Origin of the sequence: Moraxella sp. CTOTU48268, assembly GCF_032069585.1 — a bacterium.
GTDB classification, from domain to species: domain Bacteria; phylum Pseudomonadota; class Gammaproteobacteria; order Pseudomonadales; family Moraxellaceae; genus Faucicola; species Faucicola cinerea.
Map to the genome: position 1 here is coordinate 29,081 of NZ_DAMALV010000002.1, position 19,978 is coordinate 49,058.

Annotated in this window: 17 protein-coding genes; 7 read left to right on the forward strand and 10 right to left on the reverse strand. The window is 42.6% G+C overall.

What is annotated here, in order from left to right:
- Nucleotides 1-60: 60 nt before the first annotated feature.
- The 3 genes from RT143_RS00950 to RT143_RS00960 all read right to left on the reverse strand — a co-directional run bounded on the left by RT143_RS00950 (nt 61) and on the right by RT143_RS00960 (nt 4,031).
- The gene (locus RT143_RS00950) at nt 61-1,383 is read right to left on the reverse strand and encodes a serine hydrolase domain-containing protein (protein ID WP_313090515.1); all 1,323 of its coding nucleotides are present in this window, start codon (nt 1,381-1,383) and stop codon (nt 61-63) included.
- A gap of 111 nt (nt 1,384-1,494) precedes the next feature.
- Nucleotides 1,495-2,391 carry a MaoC family dehydratase gene (locus tag RT143_RS00955; protein ID WP_312524323.1) on the reverse strand — a complete coding sequence of 299 codons (897 nt, stop codon included), beginning with the start codon at nt 2,389-2,391 and terminating at the stop codon, nt 1,495-1,497.
- 257 nt (nt 2,392-2,648) lie between these two features.
- Nucleotides 2,649-4,031, reverse strand: a complete 1,383-nt coding sequence (locus RT143_RS00960; RefSeq protein ID WP_313090517.1) for a 3-oxoacyl-ACP reductase — start codon at nt 4,029-4,031, stop codon at nt 2,649-2,651.
- Nucleotides 4,032-4,360: 329 nt separating this feature from the next.
- Between RT143_RS00960 and RT143_RS00965 the strand changes: the two genes are divergently transcribed.
- A complete protein-coding gene (locus RT143_RS00965) occupies nt 4,361-5,674 on the forward strand; it encodes an acetyl-CoA C-acetyltransferase (RefSeq protein WP_159770690.1) in 1,314 nt (437 codons plus the stop codon).
- 74 nt (nt 5,675-5,748) lie between these two features.
- On the opposite strand, the gene RT143_RS00970 is transcribed toward RT143_RS00965, so the two are convergent.
- Nucleotides 5,749-6,039: a YeaC family protein gene (locus tag RT143_RS00970; RefSeq protein WP_036595824.1), complete on the reverse strand. Its 291-nt coding sequence runs from the start codon at nt 6,037-6,039 to the stop codon at nt 5,749-5,751.
- Between the two features lie 237 nt (nt 6,040-6,276).
- On the opposite strand from RT143_RS00970, the gene RT143_RS00975 reads away from it, so the two are divergent.
- A complete protein-coding gene (locus tag RT143_RS00975; RefSeq protein ID WP_313090521.1) occupies nt 6,277-8,304 on the forward strand; it encodes an Lnb N-terminal periplasmic domain-containing protein in 2,028 nt (675 codons plus the stop codon).
- 36 nt (nt 8,305-8,340) lie between these two features.
- Here RT143_RS00975 and RT143_RS00980 read toward each other — a convergent pair whose 3' ends face one another.
- The 4 genes from RT143_RS00980 to RT143_RS00995 all read right to left on the reverse strand — a co-directional run bounded on the left by RT143_RS00980 (nt 8,341) and on the right by RT143_RS00995 (nt 12,888).
- Nucleotides 8,341-9,297 (reverse strand): AEC family transporter, encoded by a 957-nt coding sequence (locus tag RT143_RS00980; protein ID WP_313090523.1) that lies wholly within the window; start codon nt 9,295-9,297, stop codon nt 8,341-8,343.
- 83 nt (nt 9,298-9,380) lie between these two features.
- Nucleotides 9,381-11,267, reverse strand: coding sequence for a tRNA uridine-5-carboxymethylaminomethyl(34) synthesis enzyme MnmG (mnmG, locus tag RT143_RS00985; RefSeq protein WP_313090526.1), 1,887 nt, complete (start codon nt 11,265-11,267; stop codon nt 9,381-9,383).
- A 221-nt stretch (nt 11,268-11,488) separates the two neighbouring features.
- Complete coding sequence (locus tag RT143_RS00990) at nt 11,489-11,773, reverse strand: hypothetical protein (protein ID WP_313090529.1); 285 nt, start codon at nt 11,771-11,773, stop codon at nt 11,489-11,491.
- A 179-nt stretch (nt 11,774-11,952) separates the two neighbouring features.
- Nucleotides 11,953-12,888 (reverse strand): DUF3025 domain-containing protein, encoded by a 936-nt coding sequence (locus RT143_RS00995; RefSeq protein ID WP_313090532.1) that lies wholly within the window; start codon nt 12,886-12,888, stop codon nt 11,953-11,955.
- Between the two features lie 299 nt (nt 12,889-13,187).
- Between RT143_RS00995 and RT143_RS01000 the strand changes: the two genes are divergently transcribed.
- Entirely contained in the window at nt 13,188-14,132 is a 945-nt protein-coding gene (locus RT143_RS01000; protein WP_313090533.1) for an RDD family protein, read from the forward strand.
- Here RT143_RS01000 and RT143_RS01005 read toward each other — a convergent pair.
- Nucleotides 14,129-14,767 (reverse strand): methyltransferase domain-containing protein, encoded by a 639-nt coding sequence (locus RT143_RS01005; protein WP_313090535.1) that lies wholly within the window; start codon nt 14,765-14,767, stop codon nt 14,129-14,131. The genes RT143_RS01000 and RT143_RS01005 overlap by 4 nt on opposite strands.
- A 90-nt stretch (nt 14,768-14,857) precedes the next feature.
- Between RT143_RS01005 and RT143_RS01010 the strand changes: the two genes are divergently transcribed.
- From RT143_RS01010 to RT143_RS01020, 3 genes are all read left to right on the forward strand, one after another.
- Nucleotides 14,858-15,070, forward strand: a complete 213-nt coding sequence (locus tag RT143_RS01010; protein WP_313090537.1) for a DNA gyrase inhibitor YacG — start codon at nt 14,858-14,860, stop codon at nt 15,068-15,070.
- A 65-nt stretch (nt 15,071-15,135) separates the two neighbouring features.
- A complete protein-coding gene (locus RT143_RS01015) occupies nt 15,136-16,320 on the forward strand; it encodes an aspartate aminotransferase family protein (RefSeq protein ID WP_313090539.1) in 1,185 nt (394 codons plus the stop codon).
- 127 nt (nt 16,321-16,447) lie between these two features.
- Nucleotides 16,448-17,380: a manganese-dependent inorganic pyrophosphatase gene (locus tag RT143_RS01020; RefSeq protein WP_313090540.1), complete on the forward strand. Its 933-nt coding sequence runs from the start codon at nt 16,448-16,450 to the stop codon at nt 17,378-17,380.
- A 62-nt stretch (nt 17,381-17,442) separates the two neighbouring features.
- Here the strand turns inward: RT143_RS01020 and RT143_RS01025 are convergent, their stop codons facing one another.
- Nucleotides 17,443-18,414: a TerC family protein gene (locus RT143_RS01025; RefSeq protein WP_313090655.1), complete on the reverse strand. Its 972-nt coding sequence runs from the start codon at nt 18,412-18,414 to the stop codon at nt 17,443-17,445.
- 433 nt (nt 18,415-18,847) lie between these two features.
- On the opposite strand from RT143_RS01025, the gene dinB reads away from it, so the two are divergent.
- Nucleotides 18,848-19,903, forward strand: coding sequence for a DNA polymerase IV (dinB, locus tag RT143_RS01030; RefSeq protein ID WP_313090543.1), 1,056 nt, complete (start codon nt 18,848-18,850; stop codon nt 19,901-19,903).
- The last annotated feature ends 75 nt before the right edge of the window (nt 19,904-19,978 follow it).

The following is a 19,978-nucleotide window of genomic DNA, read 5'->3' on the forward strand; positions in this document are numbered from 1 at the left end:
CCTTTTCTTATTTAAAACAGACTAAAAAACGAGGCTAAGAAATAAGCCCTAGCAATTAGGCTAAGCAAAAAAATCCAATATCGTTTCATTTAAGATAAATTGTCGATCATCACCCAGCATAGTTACATCATAATTATGTACAAAGCTGACTGCTAATGCGCGACTAGGATCACACCAAGCCATAGACCCATTATACCCCATATGTCCAAATGCATCAGACACATCATGGAACAGACTAAACACGCGATGGTAACCGAGTCGCCATGCCATCACCGCTGGCATGATTTTGTCAAATTGCTCATTGTGAATGGTTGAAAGCGCCTTAAAAACAGCAGAATTGATTAGCGTTTTACCTTGCCAAACACCGCGATTTGCAAGCATTGAATATATAGTAGCCAACGCTAGCGCACTGGCGACACCATTTGCGGCAGGAATTTTCGCCTGTAGCGTGATAGGGTGATAATAATTAAATTGTCTGCTGCCGATGGGTACCAGTGCTGACTTATAATCTTCGATATTGATATTAGCAGGTTGAAAATACAGCGCGTTAATGGCCTGCGTCGTCAAAGGACTGTCTGATTGAGACAATGTTAACCATGCTGGGTAAAAAGGCAATGATTGATAAAATTGTAGCGTTGAGTCAGCATCTTGAGTGAGTAAAGGCTTGGCCTGAGTCTCTTTGGCACGTATTTGACCGGCAACCTGCTCGACTTTGTCTTTGGGCACCCCAAAGTAGACTTGACCGACCAAATTAAGCGGTTGCAATAAATAATATTCTAGGGCTTGCTGCAGCGGTAATTGCGTTACTTTTTCAATCAGCCCACCCAATACCCAGCCTGATACCAAAGCACTATAAGCCGCACTGGATTCGGTTGATTGATTAACAGGCTGCTTCTTATTAGCTGAACTATTACCTGAACTCTGCGTATTAGTTGGACTATTCAACGCCATTTGCTCGACGTTACTGAGCATCAGTTGCCAATCTAGCATGTCTTTGGCATGTTCGGTAATACTGACAATATTAAATAATCCCGATTCGTGCGTCAGCATATCACGCAAAGTGACGCTATCTTTGCCATTTTGGGCAAACGCTGGCCAATAACTCGCAAGGGTTTTATCATATGCTAAAAGGTCTTGACTCACTAAAATATGAATCAAAGTAACCAGTATCCCCTTGCCTGTCGAAAAATTCAGCGACAGGGTGGATGGCTGCCAAGGGGTAACTTGCTGGGTAGTCTTATCAACATTTGCGATACCGTGAGCCAATTGAGTGACCGCTTTACCTTGATGAAAAATGACCAGACTGCAGCCACCTACCTTTTGATTAAGATCAAATTGTGATAACAGTTGTGCTAGGTGTTGATTGAGCGCTTGATAATCCATTAAATCCTTCATTGCTTCAATAGCATCCTAAAAAATCCTGTGCTAAAAAACACCTTGCTAAAAAAATAGCCGCTTAACATTGAACCCTTATTGACCTTCTTTTTATCGCTATTATTTAGCCTGCGCTTGGGTGATTTTCCCAATCAAATTGGCTTTTGGTGTAGCGGGATCATACACACCAAAATCCACCTGCTCATCACGGTTATCAAATTTTGCGATAAACTCCACTTCAGAGGGCAAAAAAATCGGCAATTTAAACGTCACATCACAGGTAAAGCTCTCGGGCAAATCACCCAACGCACCCAAACATTTTGCTTTTGTCCACATACCATGGGCAATGGCTTTTGGAAAACCAAATGCTTTGGCAGATAAAGGATGCAAGTGAATCAGATTAAAATCCCCAGAGATAAATGCGTAGCGACGCCCAATATCTTCGGGAATTTCCCAAAATTCATGCATATCATTACTATCAAGTGTGGGCTTGGCTTCTACTTGCGTCGTCGATGGTTTTTGAGTCGTTTTTTGACGTTTTTGGCGTGATAAATAGGTCGAAGTCCCTTCCCAAACCAGCTCGTCTTTTTCAAAAACTTTAGTCACAAAATCAAATTGCTTACCGCGATCATGGTCGCGCAGGTTAGCAAAGCTCACCGCCATTTTAAAAATTGCGCTATCTTTAATGCGCCGATATTGGGTAACACTGTTTTGTACATGAATCAAGCCGAGCATGGCAAAGGGAAATGGCTCTTTGACCATCATGTTCATCTGTAACGACTGCGACAGCACCGCAAAATACGTCGGCGGCACGTAGCTATTGTTTTCAAAACCACAAATTCTGCGGTAATCGGCTAAATTATCATGGTCGATTTCAAGCGTATTGACGCTATAAGTAGCATTGGGCAACACCGCATTGGCTGATTTGTCTTGGTCGCCAATGGGTAAAAAACTTTTGATAATATTGGCATAGGTGGTATGCGGTTTTGGCAAACGACTAAAATTTTGGTCTGACATACAGACTGTCCTTACTTTTTTACTTTTTAAGCTTGAGCCAAAAAATGGCTATTTGATTAGATAGTATTCGGATATATTCCATTATTTTTTATTACCGTCAGATCTCAAAATCTGAGCGCTTAGTTTATTATAATCGAATGTCACACTCTAATTGTTGATTTTTTGCATAAAGCTTAGTTTAAGTTTGACTTAGAAAAAATAATGAAAAAAAATCAGTAGCGACATGCTCGATACTGATTTTTTCAGCCCGTCAATAATTACGCACCCAACACACTTTGACCACAGACGCGGACAATGTTGCCATTGACGCCGCCCGATGCAGGGCAAGCCAGCCAAGCAATGGTCTCAGCCACATCAATCGGCAAACCGCCTTGGCTCATTGAGTTCATCCTGCGACCTGCTTCTCGAATCGCAAAAGGTATCGCAGCGGTCATTTGGGTTTCGATAAATCCTGGCGCTACCGCGTTGATGGTAATGCCGTTGTTTAACGTAGGGGCAGTCGCTTGTACCGCACCAATCACGCCAGCTTTGCTCATGGCATAATTGGTCTGTCCCAAATTGCCGGCAATACCGCTAATGGATGATACGCATACAATTCTCGCGTTTTCATTGAAACTGTCATGACTGAGTAAATAATCATCGATTTTTTCTTCTGCATTAAGATTGACGTTCATGACGGCATCCCACATGTTATCATCCATTTTTGCCAATGTCTTATCACGCGTTATGCCTGCATTATGTACAATACCATCTAAGCCGCCACGTTTGGCTGCCGCTGCGGCTATTTTTTCACCGGCATCGTCGGCTGTGATATCTAATGTTAAAGTAGAGCCGCCTATCTCACCTGCTACTTTTTGCAAGTCCGATTGCTGGGCTGCCACATCGACACAGATGACATGTGCGCCATCACGCGATAATACCTTTGCGATGGCTTCGCCAATACCTCGGCTCGCGCCAGTCACAACCAGTGTTTTATCTTTTAAAGGTTTTTGCCAATCAACCGTGACTGGGTTGCCTTCACCCACTCTCACCACTTGTCCTGACACATAAGCAGAACGCGGTGAGGCAAAGAAACGAAGCGTAGATTCAAGGTTTTGCGCCGCATTTGGGTCTACATAGATTAGCTGGCTTGTGATACCGCGCTTAAACTCTTTACCAACGGATTTGACAAACCCTTCTAAAGCACGCTGGGCTGCTGCCTGTGCGATACTGGTGCATTTTTCAGGTGGCAAGCCAATGACGATGACGCGACCTGAGCGGTCAATCGAACGCGCAATCGGATGAAAGAAGTTGTAAACTTGTTTCAGCTCATGGGTTGTGTTGATACCTGAAGCATCAAAAACAGCTACTTTAAAATACTGATTCGCGCCGAACTGCTCGGCGTCAATCGTCGCATTTTGTAAAGCATCACGCGCTGACTCATTGGGGTCTAGATAGACATCGGCTTGCACATTGGCCAATACTTTGGCGATGTCATTTGCTAGAATGGCGTTTTCACTGACCCCAAAAATGACACTGCCTGTCACGGGTGCTTGACCGTCTTTGTAACGCTCAAGATTAATTGGCATCGGTAAACCCAAATTTTGGGCAATCTTACGTCCCAATGGATTTTGCACAAATTCTGAATAATGGTCTGACATAATGACTCCTTTGAATAGTTTGTTTTGCTTAGGCTATTAGATAAGGCTCAATTAAATACTAATTTCAACACTGAGTAAAACACTAATTTAAAAATAATCCCTGTCTAAATTCTATACCAATCGAGCAATATTGAATAGCCATATCAAATAAAATTTTATTGATTTTACTTATTTATATAAATTATCGTTATATATATACCTTTAGGCGATATTTTTGTCTAAGTTTTATGGTAACATCACTGCAACTTAAAAAGTTTAGTTATTTTTAAAAAGTTATTTGGTTTAAGCTTATCTCATTTATTTAATTGATTGCTCAAAAGGACTTTTCTATGGACAATTTTCAACACCCAACTCACCAGCCTGCTGGCAAAAAGGTCGCTATTTTAGGTGGCAACCGTATTCCGTTCGCCCGCTCAAATGGTCAATATACTAATGTCAGCAACTCTGAAATGTTGACAGCTGCGCTTAACGGCTTGGTGGAACGCTATAACTTACAAGATAAACGCTTGGGTGAAGTAGTAGCGGGCGCGGTCATTAAATTAAGCCGTGATATCAATCTCACCCGTGAATGTGTGTTAAGCACGGCGTTAAGTCCGCAAACACCTGCTTATGATGTGTCACAGGCGTGTGGTACTGGACTACAAGCGGCTTTCGCGGTGAGCAATAAAATCGCCTTGGGGCTGATTGATTCAGGGATTGCAGGCGGTGTTGACACCACTTCTGATGCCCCTTTAGGTATTGGTGATGGGCTGCGTAAAGCGCTGTTAAAACTTAATAATGCAAAAACCAATAAAGATCGCTTGCAAGCATTATTAAGCATTAATCCAAAAGACTTGATTGATGCACCGCAAAATGGTGAACCTCGTACCAAATTATCAATGGGTGAGCACCAAGCCATCACTGCCCTTGAATGGGCGATCACCCGTGAAGCACAAGATGAGTTTACCTTTAATAGCCATAAAAACTTGGCACGTGCGTACGATGAGGGTTTTTTTGATGATTTAATCACGCCATTTAAGGGTTTAACACGCGACAATAATCTACGTCCTGATATTTCGTTAGAAAAATTGGCGTCATTAAAACCCGTATTTGGTAAGAAAAATGCCAATCCAACTATGACAGCTGGTAACTCAACACCGCTGACCGATGGCGCATCTTGTGTGTTATTAGGCACAGATGAGTGGGCTGCAGCGAATGGATTAAAACCGCTTGCTTATCTCACCTACCAAGAAACCGCTGCGGTTGATTTTACAGGTAAAAAAGGCGTTAAAGAAGGCTTATTAATGGCACCTGCGTATGCTGTCCCACGTATGTTGGAACGTGCAGGATTAACGCTGCAAGACTTTGATTATTATGAAATTCATGAAGCATTTGCCTCACAGGTATTGTCTACACTTGCTGCGTGGGAAGACGAAAGTTTTTGCAAAGAACGCTTAGGTCTTGATAAGCCACTTGGCGCGATTGACCGCAGTAAACTTAACGTAAATGGCTCATCACTTGCTGCAGGGCATCCGTTTGCCGCAACCGGTGGTCGCATTCTTGCCAGCACTGCTAAACTACTGGATCAAAAGGGATCGGGTCGTGCGCTGATTTCTATCTGTGCGGCGGGCGGACAAGGTGTGGTCGCCATTTTAGAAAAATAATCAACTAGCTAATAAGAAGTACTTAAAAAAATAGTGTAAAAAAGGCGAGATAATGCACTCGCCTTTTTTATCGCCTAACTAAATTTAATCGGTTTTTCGCCATCTTCATCTTGCGGTTTATTTGGGTAGTGATGATCATGACCGATATCACAGTCTTCTGCCGCTTTTTTGGGTCGATGAATATAGCCAGTGCGCTCTTCGACGCCCAAAAATTCATGCTCCCACACCATCACCGCTTGCATACAAGTTTGACGCTGTTCTTCCGTCAACTTTCTACCATCTTCCCATTTACCAAGCGAAATCGCTTGACGAAATTTTTCAACAATTTCAGGCGTTAACGCTGATAATATCGCTTGTTTATCCATGACTGAATTGTCCTTATACCCTTCAATAAATCAGAATAGTTTAAAAAAATTTTGCTAAATAATTAAAAAATTATAGCAAAGTAAGCGGATAAAATCTATTTGGCAAGTTGTCTTATAGCCGGCTAGCTGCCTACAATGGCGTAATTACAAATTGGGCAATGTTAATTTGCACACAGATATTATATGCTTTGCTTATCAAAAGTTGTGAAAATTTACCTTATAAAATAGAGCAATGCTATGAACTCTCTCAAATACGGCTATCATCAACACGCTGTAACCCGTGTTTTTAATCAAAAGAAAATAGCTTTTAATCAAAAGCAGTTGGCTAAAACAGTCTTTGTATTAAGCCTAATATCCGCTCAACATTATGCGTTAGCAGCGCCTGTGTCACATGTATCGCCTGTGCCCGCTCAGCAATTCTCGTCACATACAGCCCTATCTACACTGCCGTCTATTACCGCTACCCAAACATTGCAAACGGCATTGACATCAGCCCATGAGCAAAACTTAGCTGCCCAAAAAGCGTGGCTGCGGTTGTTGTATTATCCTGAAAAAATCACCACAAAACAGCCCTTTGAAAGTCGGGTCAACAATCGTTTTAATCCACAAGCGAGCCAACGACAATTTTTTGCCAGCGCGCAAGGTGCCAAAAACCCTCAATCAGAACTTGATGAAATGCTTACACAGTTATTTCACCCAAGCGAAAAAAATAATGCCTCTGTCCAATGTCGCTTTCCCGCTCGCACACAGTGGCTCATTGAAAACTTAGCCATCGATACCTCAATCCTACCCAACCAACATTGTGATGCGCTCGATTCATGGCTACAAAAAATCAACCCCCAATCAGTCTCATTAATTTTTGCCAGTGAGTATTTAGATAGTCCACCATCTGCGTTTGCCCATAGTTTTTTGCGATTTGATAATGCCGACCTTAGCAATCAGTACTATTTGAACTTCACCCCGAAAGTCACCGACGGTGAGCATTTTTTAAAATTTGCTTACAAATCCAGTATCGGTGGCAATGCAGGCGAATTTACCATGACCAATTATCAGCAAGGTATCAAAGAATATTTGCAAGATAATGGGCGCAACGTATGGCAATATCAGCTCAATCTCACCGATAAACAAGTTAAACAACTTGCCTATCGAACTTGGGAAATTAAAGACCAAAATTTGCCCTATTATCTGTTATCCGATAATTGCGCCTCTGAAATTTTGGTGTTACTAAATTCTATTTTTCCCGATAAAAATTTTTTAGTGACTGACTCCCCAATGGTTTCCCCCGCCCAAGTGGTACGCATGTTAAACCAAGAAAATTTGATTCGCTCTACCAATTTTAGTCCTTCAACACCGACTATTGTGCAAGCGCAATTAAATGCCCGCAACACGGCAAATCATCCCAAGGCTTTTAACAATCCCCATCAAGATATAGCGTCAAGTCCTCAAATATTGCCCAGCCGCGACAATCCTGAACTGGCTAATCCTTTAAGTCGATTTGATATCGGAGTTAGTCAGCAGTCGTTTGACAGGGTCAGTGGACGACCTAAGTTAGACAGTAACCAGGCTATCACTTTAAATTACCGCATGGTGTATCGTGATGCGTTGGATAAAATTGATGGCTATCCCATAGGCTCACAACTGACGGCATTGAATATGGGTCTTAGCATCCATGACAACGCCGACCATCAAGATACCGTGCAACTTGAGCAGCTAGGATTATTTGATGTGCGTTCATTGCATCCGATTAATAGCGCAAAAAAAGGTATTTCATGGGGTGGCAATATTGGCTTACAGCGAGTCTTTGATGGTATCAAGGCTATTAACAAAGATGACCAGAGCGCTACAGACAATCATTTGGTCGCAAATATCAGCGGTGAATTTGGTAAAAGCGTGGCGATCGGTAGCGCCGCCCCAGACACAGGCGATATGCCCGCCAATATTTGCTATGGCTTGGGTACTATTGCAGCGCAGTTTGGTAAAGGCTTATATCATGGTTATCGTGCTGGGTTTGGCGTCAATATTGGGTGCAATACAGAATTGCGTCCAAATTGGCGCGCGATATCGGAATTAACACTGCCATTTTGGTTAAGTGGCGATAGCGATAACGAAAACTATTGGCAGCCCAAACTCAGTATTGGTAGTCAATATGATATCAATCAAACCAATGCGATTCGGGTCACCGCTAGCCGTGAATGGTTGCCGAAGTCCGACAGTATCGATAACGTTGATGAAGTTGCGCTAAAATGGCTACACTATTTTGAATAATCTATTTTAAATAATTTACGCCTAGCCAATTTTGTGCTACGCCAAGCCAAAATGGCGTAACAACGCCATGCCAATAGCTAGACTAAACATAGAAAACACGGTGGTAAATCCTAAAATATTGGCCGCTAATATTTCATTGCCGCCCATGCTGCGAGCCATCACATAACTGGCAGCAGCAACAGGCGATGTCACCATAATAAACATCACGCCCATTTGTATCGGTGATAATTGCATCAAGCCACCCACCACGACCGCGGTGATAGGCGCCACGATAATTCGACCGATACTAGCTTGCATAGACACCCCTGTCATATTGAGCATCGACTTGATATCGAGTGTCGCGCCTGCACAAATCAAAGCCAACGGTAACGCTACCGCCGCCAATAACTCGCCTGTTTTGATGATAAATTCAGGCGGCATCGGCAGCTGCAATAACTGATAAGCAAACGCCGATACCAACGCAATAATTAACGGATTTTGCCCGATTTTTTTGGTCATGGTGATGGCTTTTTTAACCACGCCTTGGCTGTTGTTGTCGTTTCTGCTTAGGCTAATCACAGACAACACATTATACACAATGGTTAACAGACCCATATAAACCGCACCGATACTCACGCCCTGGCTACCATAGGCGTTGGTCACAGTCGCCAGCCCCATAATCGCCATGTTACTGCGAAAGACACCTTGCACAAACACACCTTTATCACGGCTATCTTTGACAAAAAAATAGGCAAATAGCTCACCAAGAAAAAACAGCCCAAAAGTGACCATCAATCCCGATTTAATCAAATCGATCTGCTCCGCAAAATGAATGTCACTTTTTAGAATACTAAAAAACAGCAAACATGGCAGACAATAATTAAAGACCATATCAGAGGCGATTTCAACAAACGACTGGTTGATGGTTTGTTTTTTTTGCATCATCACCCCCAATAACATCAGCAAGATATTGGGCAAGGTAATTTTTAGCGCAAAGAGAAAGGCAGTTAGCATAATAATTTTTTTGAGTAGAAAATAAAAAAGTCCCAAGTATGGCACATACCAATACCATGGGACTTATGTAGCATGGTCTAAAGTTAAGAGCTTAGCACTTCACGCGCTTTTTTGCTTTTTTTAATCATCATTGCCAAAAGCTGTACCGCAGCTGGCGTGACGCCGCTAATGCGACTGGCTTGGGCAAGCGTCGTTGGGCGCACTTTTTCAAGTTTTTGCACGATTTCATTGGAAAGCCCAGAGATATCATGATAAGTAAAATCCTCTGGAATCAGCGTGTGTTCAAGTTTTTTCATCTGACCAATTTCAACTTGCTGACGATCGATATAACCGGCGTATTTGACACCAATTTCAATTTGCTCACCCACTTCGGCAGACACGGGCGATTCGGTCAATTCGCTAATATCATCAAATGACACGTTTGGACGTTTTAACAAATCAAGCGCGTTATTCTCTTTGGTCAATACTTCGCCGGTTTTATCGATAAACGATTGACCCAGCGTATTAGTGGGCGTTGCCCAAAGCGAGCGTAAACGTGCGGTTTCTTGTTCAATCGCTGTCATTTTATCGCTATACACTTGCCAACGTTCATCGTCCACCAGTCCTAAGTCACGCCCAATTTCTGTCAAGCGTTGATCGGCATTGTCTTCACGCAGCAGTAGACGGTATTCGGCACGACTGGTAAACATACGGTACGGCTCTTTGGTTCCATTGGTGATGAGATCATCTACCAATACACCGATATAGGCTTGGTCGCGGCGCGGTGTCCAAGCATCCAGTCCTTGGGTGCGACGGGCGGCATTTAAGCCAGCTAAGATACCCTGCGCAGCGGCTTCTTCATACCCTGTCGTTCCATTGATTTGACCGGCAAAAAATAGGTTATCAATCGATTTGGTCTCAAGGCTTGGTTTAAGATTTTGGGGGTCAAAATAATCGTATTCAATCGCGTAGCCAGGACGCAAGATGTGCGCATTTTCCAGTCCTTTCATGGAGCGGACTAAAGCCAACTGAATATCAAATGGTAAACTTGTTGAAATCCCATTGGGATAAAGCTCATGGGTGGTCAACCCTTCAGGCTCAATAAAAATCTGATGGCTGTCTTTATCAGCAAACCGATGAATTTTATCTTCAATCGATGGGCAATAACGGGGACCGATGCCTTCAATCACGCCTGAATACATGGGTGAGCGATCCAGCCCGCTGCGGATAATGTCATGAGTGCGTTCATTGGTATGGGTAATATAGCAGTTGATTTGGCGCGGATGCATGGACACATCGCCCAAATACGACATGACAGGCAGTGGTGTATCCCCTGGCTGCACGGTCATGACACTAAAATCTACCGTACGCGCATCAATGCGTGGTGGCGTGCCAGTTTTAAGGCGTCCAACCGGCAGCTTGAGTTCACGCAATCTATCTGCCAAACGGATAGAAGGTGGATCGCCTGCACGTCCACCTTTGTGGTTTTCTAGTCCAATATGAATAGTACCACCTAAAAAAGTGCCAGAGGTCAACACCACTGCGCCGCAAGCAAATTCAATCCCTGATTGGGTAACCACGGCTACCGCTTTGCCGTTTTCAACCAAAATATCATCCGCCGCTTGTTGGAAAATATCCAAGTTTGGCTGATTCTCTAAAGTATGGCGAATCGCCGCTTTATATAAAATACGATCCGCTTGCGCACGTGTAGCACGGACAGCGGCACCTTTACGGCTATTTAACACACGAAACTGAATCCCTGCTTTGTCGGTTGCAAGCGCCATAGCGCCGCCCAACGCATCGACTTCACGCACCAAATGTGACTTGCCAATCCCGCCAATCGCAGGATTACAGCTCATCTGTCCCAAGGTTTCAATATTATGCGTCAATAACAGCGTCTGTTGACCCATGCGTGCAGCAGCTAGCGCCGCTTCTGTGCCAGCATGACCGCCACCAATCACAATTACGTCGTAGATTTTAGGGTATTTCATCGTGTCACCCATCATTCGCTTGTCAATAAAAACTGACAATTATACCATGCTTAGACGGCTATCGATTATTTTTTTATCAATGCCAATCATTGAGCGTTTAAGGCGATAAGTTTGCTTCAACAATCACTAACCACATGACGAAAAAATCTAACTTATAAAAAAATCCAAGTCATTCGGCTTGGATTTTGATTGATTCGCGGATGCATAGTCATTGTGAATCGTTATTGTGAATCGATTTGGCTATCGTGGATGATTAGTAATTCGTCTTTTAAACTTGTGACTTTAAGTTCGTTGGCATCATTAAACACTTGAATGTTAGCGCCTTTGCTATCTTTATAATCTTTATGACGCCGAAAGTTGTGCTCAATTTCAAAACGAACCACCGTCTCAAGCAATGATTGTAATTCTGCTAAGGTATAGTGTTCCCACTGAATTTCAAGATGTGGGGCTAATTTACCTGTAATCATACGAACTTTATTATCAATTTTGACGACTTTGGTGGTCATGCTGATGCTCCAATATTTTTATTAGTCATTATGAGTTTCATCAATAAATGCGACTGAATGAACTAGAGATTGCTTTAATGCTAACGGATTAACCGGCTTTTATCAAGCAACATTCATAGACTGGGTAATCACCCCAACCACTCTAGCCACTGCTATAAATTGTCTGTTCACTGGTGTAATCAGTCATGTAATGGAAAAATAGGCGCGCTGAACGCTCTTGGACGCCTAAAAACAGCCTCATCTTGATAAAATGCGGGTATCACATTGTCAGCACTATAGCCAGGGATACCCATCACAGGTAAGGGTTGAAAGCTTTTGGATGATAGCTTAACTGCATTATCCGCCAAATTCGGCATTGCCATTTGGTGAAATAGCTTAGCAATTGCCGTATCAAGCTGGTTTCTCTGACTGTCTATAGATTGCTCAAACCAACTCTCATCTACTAAAATCAGCAAGGTATGACTGGTGATATTTTTTCTTGGCTTAACCAATTTTTCAAGCATGGCATGACCAAATGGAAAAAAGGCAATGGTACGATGTTGACCCAACCAATTTGTTCTATGAGTGACTAAAACCGCGTGCCATTTAAAGGCTTGTAACTGTTCAAGCAATAGCCTATCTGAACTCACTACAATGCCGCCATTTTCATCAAATACGGTTAACGCATTACGCAGCGCTGTTCTGGCGTTATGAATACCATGTTGCAAAATATCTTTGGCATGAAGTTCGTTAAATACCGCTTTGGACTGCGGAAAATTCAGCCAAATTAAACCGTTCAGCAAATCATGGTGATTGTCACGGGTTGGAATTTTAGCTGTGTTGGCAATAAAACTCTCATAAGCCTCACCCTCAGGCAAACAGGCTTGTTCAACAAAGCGAATCGGTAATTTTTCAAAATTGCCTATACGGCTGGCGTTTACATCCTCAAATCTATCCAGACAAGCATTCAAATTTTCAACAATATTGATAGCAGGGGCATGACTATGTGTTGCATGACTGTGTGTTGCATGACTGTGTTTTGCGTCAAGCTTGGGAAAATTAGCAAAATAAGTCAAATAGTGATACCAAGGTTGATTAAAATCAATGTGGGTAGTGGTTGGATAAATCGCTGACATAAATACAATCTGACAATATAAGAATAAGAAAAATAATCGTAGGCTAAACCAAAAATATTAGCACACTTTTGGTTAACCCTATGATAGATAATTACCACCTACCAATCATTACCAGCAAGCATAGCTAATGGTTTAGATACTGTTGACCTCAATCCATAAGGATATCGCAATTTTTTGAATAGCATGCCTTGTACAACATCTCTTGTATAATAAGCGATTTTTAGCACGATGTTGCAAAACATCATATAATAAGATACAGTCATTCAAATTTTACCACCCTGTAGAAGTAGAGTTATTACATGCATATTTTTCTAGCTCGCAATAATGTGCAAGCCGGCCCTTATACCCTTGAACAACTCAATCAAATGCTTGCGACAGGTCAAGTGTTACTCACTGATTTGATGTGGCATCAAGGAATGGATAACTGGAACACAGTCAATGCGATGACAGATGGGCAATTTTTTTACCGTCCAACGATGAATGAAAGCTTGCCAGTCGATACCCACCAACGTGAGCACCCCGCTTCTGATGAAGCCGATTATATTATTAACAACACGCCTAATCCTATATCGCCTTCAGAAGATTCTGAGAATGTTTGGGATCGGTATTCGGCGAATAACCCGCACAAATCCCCTAACCCTACCAAGGTCACATTGACCAAGAAACTTGGCTCGAACCAAGACATTGCTCATGCCAAAAAACAGTTAGACCTTGCCAGCATCGGTAGTCGTATCGCAGCAAAATTGGTAGATACCCTGCTTATGGTATTGGCGTCGTCGCCACTGTTCATCTCCCTATATAACAGCCCAAATTTTGATAAGTTACTCAAATGGGCAGAAGCCGGACAAACCCGATTGACATCTGCCCAGCAGATGGAACTCATGTCAGCATTACCTGAGCATATATTGTTGTTGACCAATATTTTGGTATGGGGCTTAATGATTGCGCAAGTGCTATTATTGATGCGCCGTGGTCAGACTATCGGTAAGATGATAATGGGCATCCGTATTTTGGATCGCCAATCCAATGCCATTCCTGGATTTTTTAACTTAATCATTATGCGTGGGTTATTTACCACATTGGCTTATTCTTTATCGATTTTTGGTTTGGTTGTGTTAGTTATTGATTTGGTCATGATGCTCACCAGCAAAGAGCGATTAAGCCTACATGATAAAATCGCCAAAACTTATGTGGTACGTGCCGATGACACCCAAACCACGCCCCTAGCGTTAAAACCTGATTAGAATGAATTAAAATCATCAAACCGTGTGGTATAACCATGCGGTTTTTTTATGCTCAGTTGCCAACAGGCCTCGCCACGCGCTAGGTATTTCACCTCAAAATGCGTGCGTTCACTATGATTGGGTACTTGGGTTTTCTCCACCGGTACTTGCCAAACTGTCTGTGCTTTAAGCTCGGCTTCATCAATATAACTTTCAATATTACTGGCAAGTATAAGCTCACCATCTGGTTTTAACCGAGACAGTAACCACTCAAAAAACGGCATGTTGAGCCAGCGTTGGTTGGGATTATGCGGCTCTGGATTGGGATAAAGAATAAAAACCCCTGATAAACTTTGGGCGGGTACACCATGGGTAACCCAAGCAATGGCATCAGCATGAATAGTGGTTAAATTAGACAACTTCGCTTGATTCGCCATTTTTTGCATGGCTTGATATTTTTCTGCGGTGCGTTCAATCGCGATGAGATGCGCATTGGCATTATCGCTGGCAAAACTCAAGGCATGCTTGCCTTTCCCTGCACCGATTTCAAGAAAAATGGCGGGTTGCTGCCAAAATGTTGCGGCAAGTGGCTGAAAATCTCTGGGATGACGGATACGATCGGGTTGAAACGGTCTGGTAAATTGATGACTTAGCATGAACAGTCGCTTGATTCGCCCAAAAAAAAGGATTTATAGTATACTATGGCAAATACTCCGATACACCATTTTTAAGAATACCTTTTGTTTATGTCTAAAACCGAGCCCACCCCATCAAATGCACTTGTCAAAACTTACCCCTGTCCCCGCTGCGGCAAACCCACCGTTTGGGCAGATAACCCCACTAAGCCATTTTGCAGTGCGCGCTGTAAGCTCATTGACTTAGGGGCATGGGCGAATGAGGACTATAAAGTCGGTGCAGAAGACACCCCGTTTAGTGACGAATTAGACGCTTTTAAATAACGTAGATTTGATTGGTTAGTGATTGCGCTAGCTATGATTTGCTAACTATAATTAAAGGAATCCCCATGAGCTCTTATTTACTTCCCACCTATAAACGCCAACCCATTAGCTTTGTTAAAGGTCAAGGTAGTTACCTTTATACCGCTGACGGAACGCCGTATTTGGATGCGTTAACAGGGATTGCTGTCTGTGGACTGGGGCACTGTCATCCGCGTATCACTGCCGCGATTGCCGATCAAGCCGCAACGCTTGTACATACCAGCAATCTTTTTGGTATTGATTGGCAAGAGCGCGCGGGTGAAAAGTTATGCCAAGTCGCAGGCATGGATAAAGTATTTTTTGCCAATAGCGGCGCCGAAGCCAACGAAGCGGCATTAAAAATGGCGCGACTGTTTGCATCAAATCGTGGGCAAACCCAAGCCAAAGTGATTGTGATGGAAAAATCGTTTCATGGACGCACCCTACTGACCGTATCCGCCACCGCAAATCCAATGGCTAGAGCAGGATTTTTTACCTTAGATGATGATTTTATTCGCGTGCCTTTTGGGGATATTGAAGCCATTAGCCAAGCGATTGCCGATAACGACAATGTTTGCGCTGTGATGCTTGAGCCTATCCAAGGTGAAAGTGGCGTCAATACCGCTGCAAATGGCTTTGATTTTTTAACCCAAGTTCGCAAAGTTTGCGATGACCATGACTTATTAATGATTTTAGATGAGGTGCAAACAGGCAATGGTCGTACGGGGCGATATTTCGCTTATCAATATTCATCCATCAAACCTGATATTTTGACCACAGCAAAAGGGTTGGGGAATGGTTTTCCTGTGGGTGCGTGCATGACCAGCGCAAAAGCCAATGATATTTTTAGCTATGGCTCACACGGCTCAACGTATGGTGGTACACCACTTGCTTGCCGTGTGGTTAGTGAAGTGATTGATGTCATTGATGATGAAAATATGATGGCAACTACCCTGAGCAATAGCGCAGCATTGATTGAGCAAATCACTAGCGAGCTGGGTAGCCAAGGGGTTACTGTACGCGGAAAAGGCATGATGCTAGGGGTGGTGATGCCACAGGATCGCGGCCTTGCATTTGATAGCTTGGTCGATAAAGCGCGTGACAATCATCATTTAATCATCAATGTGGCAGGCGGTAATGCCATTCGTTTATTGCCACCGCTCAACATGAGCGCCGATGAAACCGCCCAAATCGGCGAGCGCCTCATTCACCTTATCCAATCAGCCATATAGTTTTTTTGCACTTAATGGTAAAGTTAGCCGATTAGTCAATATCGGCTTTTTCATCGCAAACTTGCCAGTCAACCGTTTGATTTTGACAAGGTGATATAATAGCTGTGTTTTATATTGGGGTAATTTTATGACAACCATTGCTGTTTTTGGGCACAAAAAACCAGATACCGATGCTATCGTATCCGCCATCGTCATGACCTATTGGCTCAATCAACAAGGTATAGATGCCAAAAGTTACCGCTTAGATGATATCAATCAAGAAACCAAATTTTTAATTGAACTTGCTAAAGTCCGATTACCAGAATTACTCACTCATCTTGAACCTGACCAACTCGCTGCTTTAGTCGATCATAACGAAAGCCAGCAATCGATTGCCAATCTAGCAGACGCCCATATTTGTTACCTTGTCGACCATCATAAACTTGGTGATTTGACCACTGCCGAACCTGCCTATATTCGATTTGAACCTGTCGGCTCTACCAGCACCATTTTATACCATATGTTTATGGAAAAGAATTTGCTGATTTCTCAGCAAATGGCGACATTGATGGCAGGTGCAATCATTTCTGATACGCTTAATCTGACAGGTCCTACCACTACAGACAGTGACAAGCAAGCGTTACAAGCAGTCATCCACCTTGCAGGGATTCACGATACAAACAGCTTTGCCAATCAATTATTCGATGCAAAAAGCAATATCAGCGACTTAACGGATGATGCGTTAGTCACTACCGATTATAAACAGTTTATTTTCTCAAATAAAAAATGGGCAATCGCTAGTATCGAAACTGTTAAACCTGATGTGGTGTTGTCGCGCATTGAGGGCATCCAACAAGCCAGTGAGCTAATCCGCCAAAGAGATGGCTTGGATTATATGTTAGTTATTATTGTTGATATTTTAAAACAGCAATCTTGGGCGGTTGGTAGCAACGATGCACAAAATGAAATCATTGAGCAAGCATTTAATACCAGACTCAATGATAAATTGCTTGATTTGGGTAACTTGGTCAGCCGAAAAAAACAATTTGTGCCTACTTTAGAAGCATTTTATGCCCAATAGTCAGTTTTTAATTTACAAAAAAGGGCTAAATTGTTAGCCCTTTTTTTATTCAAAAATATTTTTTATGCTTCAACTTTACCCAAATTCGGAAACTTTATCGATAAAATCGCTGTCACTGTTAGCACGGCGGCAATAAAGCCTAACGAGATAGCCATCGGCACATGGAATACATCAAGTAGCAGCATTTTCGCGCCAATAAACACCAAGATGACACTAAGCGCATAAGGCAATAAATGGAATTTATCCGCCAAACCCGATAACAAGAAAAACATCGCCCGCAGACCCAAAATAGCCAACAAGTTTGCCGTCAAAACAATAAACGGGTCGGTAGTGACCGCAAAAATTGCAGGAATCGAATCCACCGCAAAAATCACATCCGACAATTCAACCAAGATAAGCACCACCGCTAATGGGGTAAAATACTTAACGCCATTTTTCACCAACACAAATCGCTCTTGACCTGACGCATCATGGCTGTCATCGCTGATTTTCAGATGTTTTTGTAAAAACTTATATAAGCCTGACTGCTTCGGGTCTTCTTGCTCATCGTGGTTTTGCCACATTTTTACACCCGTGTAGAGCAAAAAGGCACCGAAAATATATAAAATCCAGCTAAACTCCGTGACAAGCCAAGCCCCTGCAAAAATCATCACCGTACGCATGACAATCGCACCAATCACCCCGTACAGTAAAATCTTCCGTTGCATCGCAGGTGACACCGCAAACGCCGCAAAAATCATCAGCCATACAAAGACGTTATCAATGGCGAGCGATTTTTCCAGTAAATATCCTGTAAAAAACTCCCCTACTTTTTGAGTGGCGATAGCATTGCCAAAATTTTGTGATAGATACCACCATAGACCGCCTGCAAACAACACAGACACGCCCACCCAAATGGCACTCCATATACCCGCTTGTTTCATCGAAATCGCTTCGCCATTTTTTGGGGTTTTAAAGGTAAAAAAATCAACCAATAACAGTATCGCTACGATAGCAAAGAATACGGCATATAGCGTGGGACTGCCTATGCTCATGGGTTCTGTCATTTGATTTACTGCTGCAAGTAACATTATCGCTCCTTAGTATGTATTTACAAACTATGGCTGGCAATAAGTCAAAGGATTTTGGGAAATGCTAAGCACAAAAAAACCTTGACTCACACCGACCAAATATGTGGTTGTGTTAAGTCAAGGTCTGGCTTACTATTTGATAATTAGCTCAATATATGGCTAAAAATAGCTGATTTACCGGTAAGCGGCTACTTACGTAATGACGATAAATCACAAACTGCTGAAGTGAGAAGTTACTCCCCTTGATAGCGATAATGTAGCAGATAAACGACGACTTATCAATAGAATTTATCAATCAGTAAGTTTTGAATTTATTGTTTATGTTAGCTAGCGTCTTTATGTTTAACAAGTTAATTAAATACTTTCCCCATACAGTTAGGATGGTAAACTAACAACCATGCGTAAAATTATTCATATCGATATGGATGCGTTCTTTGCCAGTGTTGAGCAACGGGATAATCCTGAGTTACAAGGTAAACCATTGGTGGTTGGCGGTGATCCCAATGGGCGTGGCGTCGTCGCAGCAGCAAGTTATGAGATACGCAAGTTTGGTGTACATTCTGCCATGTCATGCTATCGAGCCCGTCAACTATGCCCACAAGCAATTTTTGTCAAACCACGCTTTGAGGTGTATCGTGAAGTCAGTGAGCAAATTCGTGCCATCATGCACCAATATACGCCACTGGTCGAACCTTTATCACTGGATGAGGCGTATCTGGATGTGACCGATAGCCCGTATGAAAAAAATTCTGCGACACTAATCGCCAATCGCATTCGCCAACAGATTTTGCGGCAAACGCAACTGACTGCTTCAGCCGGGGTGTCTTACAACAAAATGCTTGCTAAAATCGCGTCAGATTTAAATAAACCCAACGGTATCGCGGTGATTACACCTGAGCAGGGATTGGACTTTATTGCCAATTTACCGGTAAAAAAATTTCATGGGATTGGCAAAGCCACCGTCAAAATGTTGCATGACATGGGTATATTTACAGGATTGGATTTACGCAATACTCCAGCGGACGTATTAAAACAACGCTTTGGCAAACGGGGTGATTTCTTTCACCAGATTGCCCACGGTATTGATAATCGAGAGGTTAAAGCTGAGCGCAACCATAAATCTGTCGGTTCTGAGACAACGTTTTTACAAAATACCATGGATGATACAGTCATTGTGGCTGCCCTATATCGCGAAAATAGCCAAGCGTTTAAAGATTTACAAAAAAAGCAGCGTTACGCTCGCACCATCACCATTAAAATCAAATACAGCGATTTTAGTGTGATTACCCGCTCTCATAGTATTTCCTCCCACTTTGAGCAGGAATCTGATGCCCATTATTGGATTCAATGGCTATACGAGCATACCCCAAAACTTTTACCCGTACGTTTGGTTGGGGTGACTTATTCAAATTTGCTGCAAGCTGAAGCCTCACCACAGATGCCATTACTCTAAACCACTATAAGCCAAATTTTGCCAAGATATTTTTTAGCTAAACGTTCAAAAAATTTTATGTAAATACTAACAACA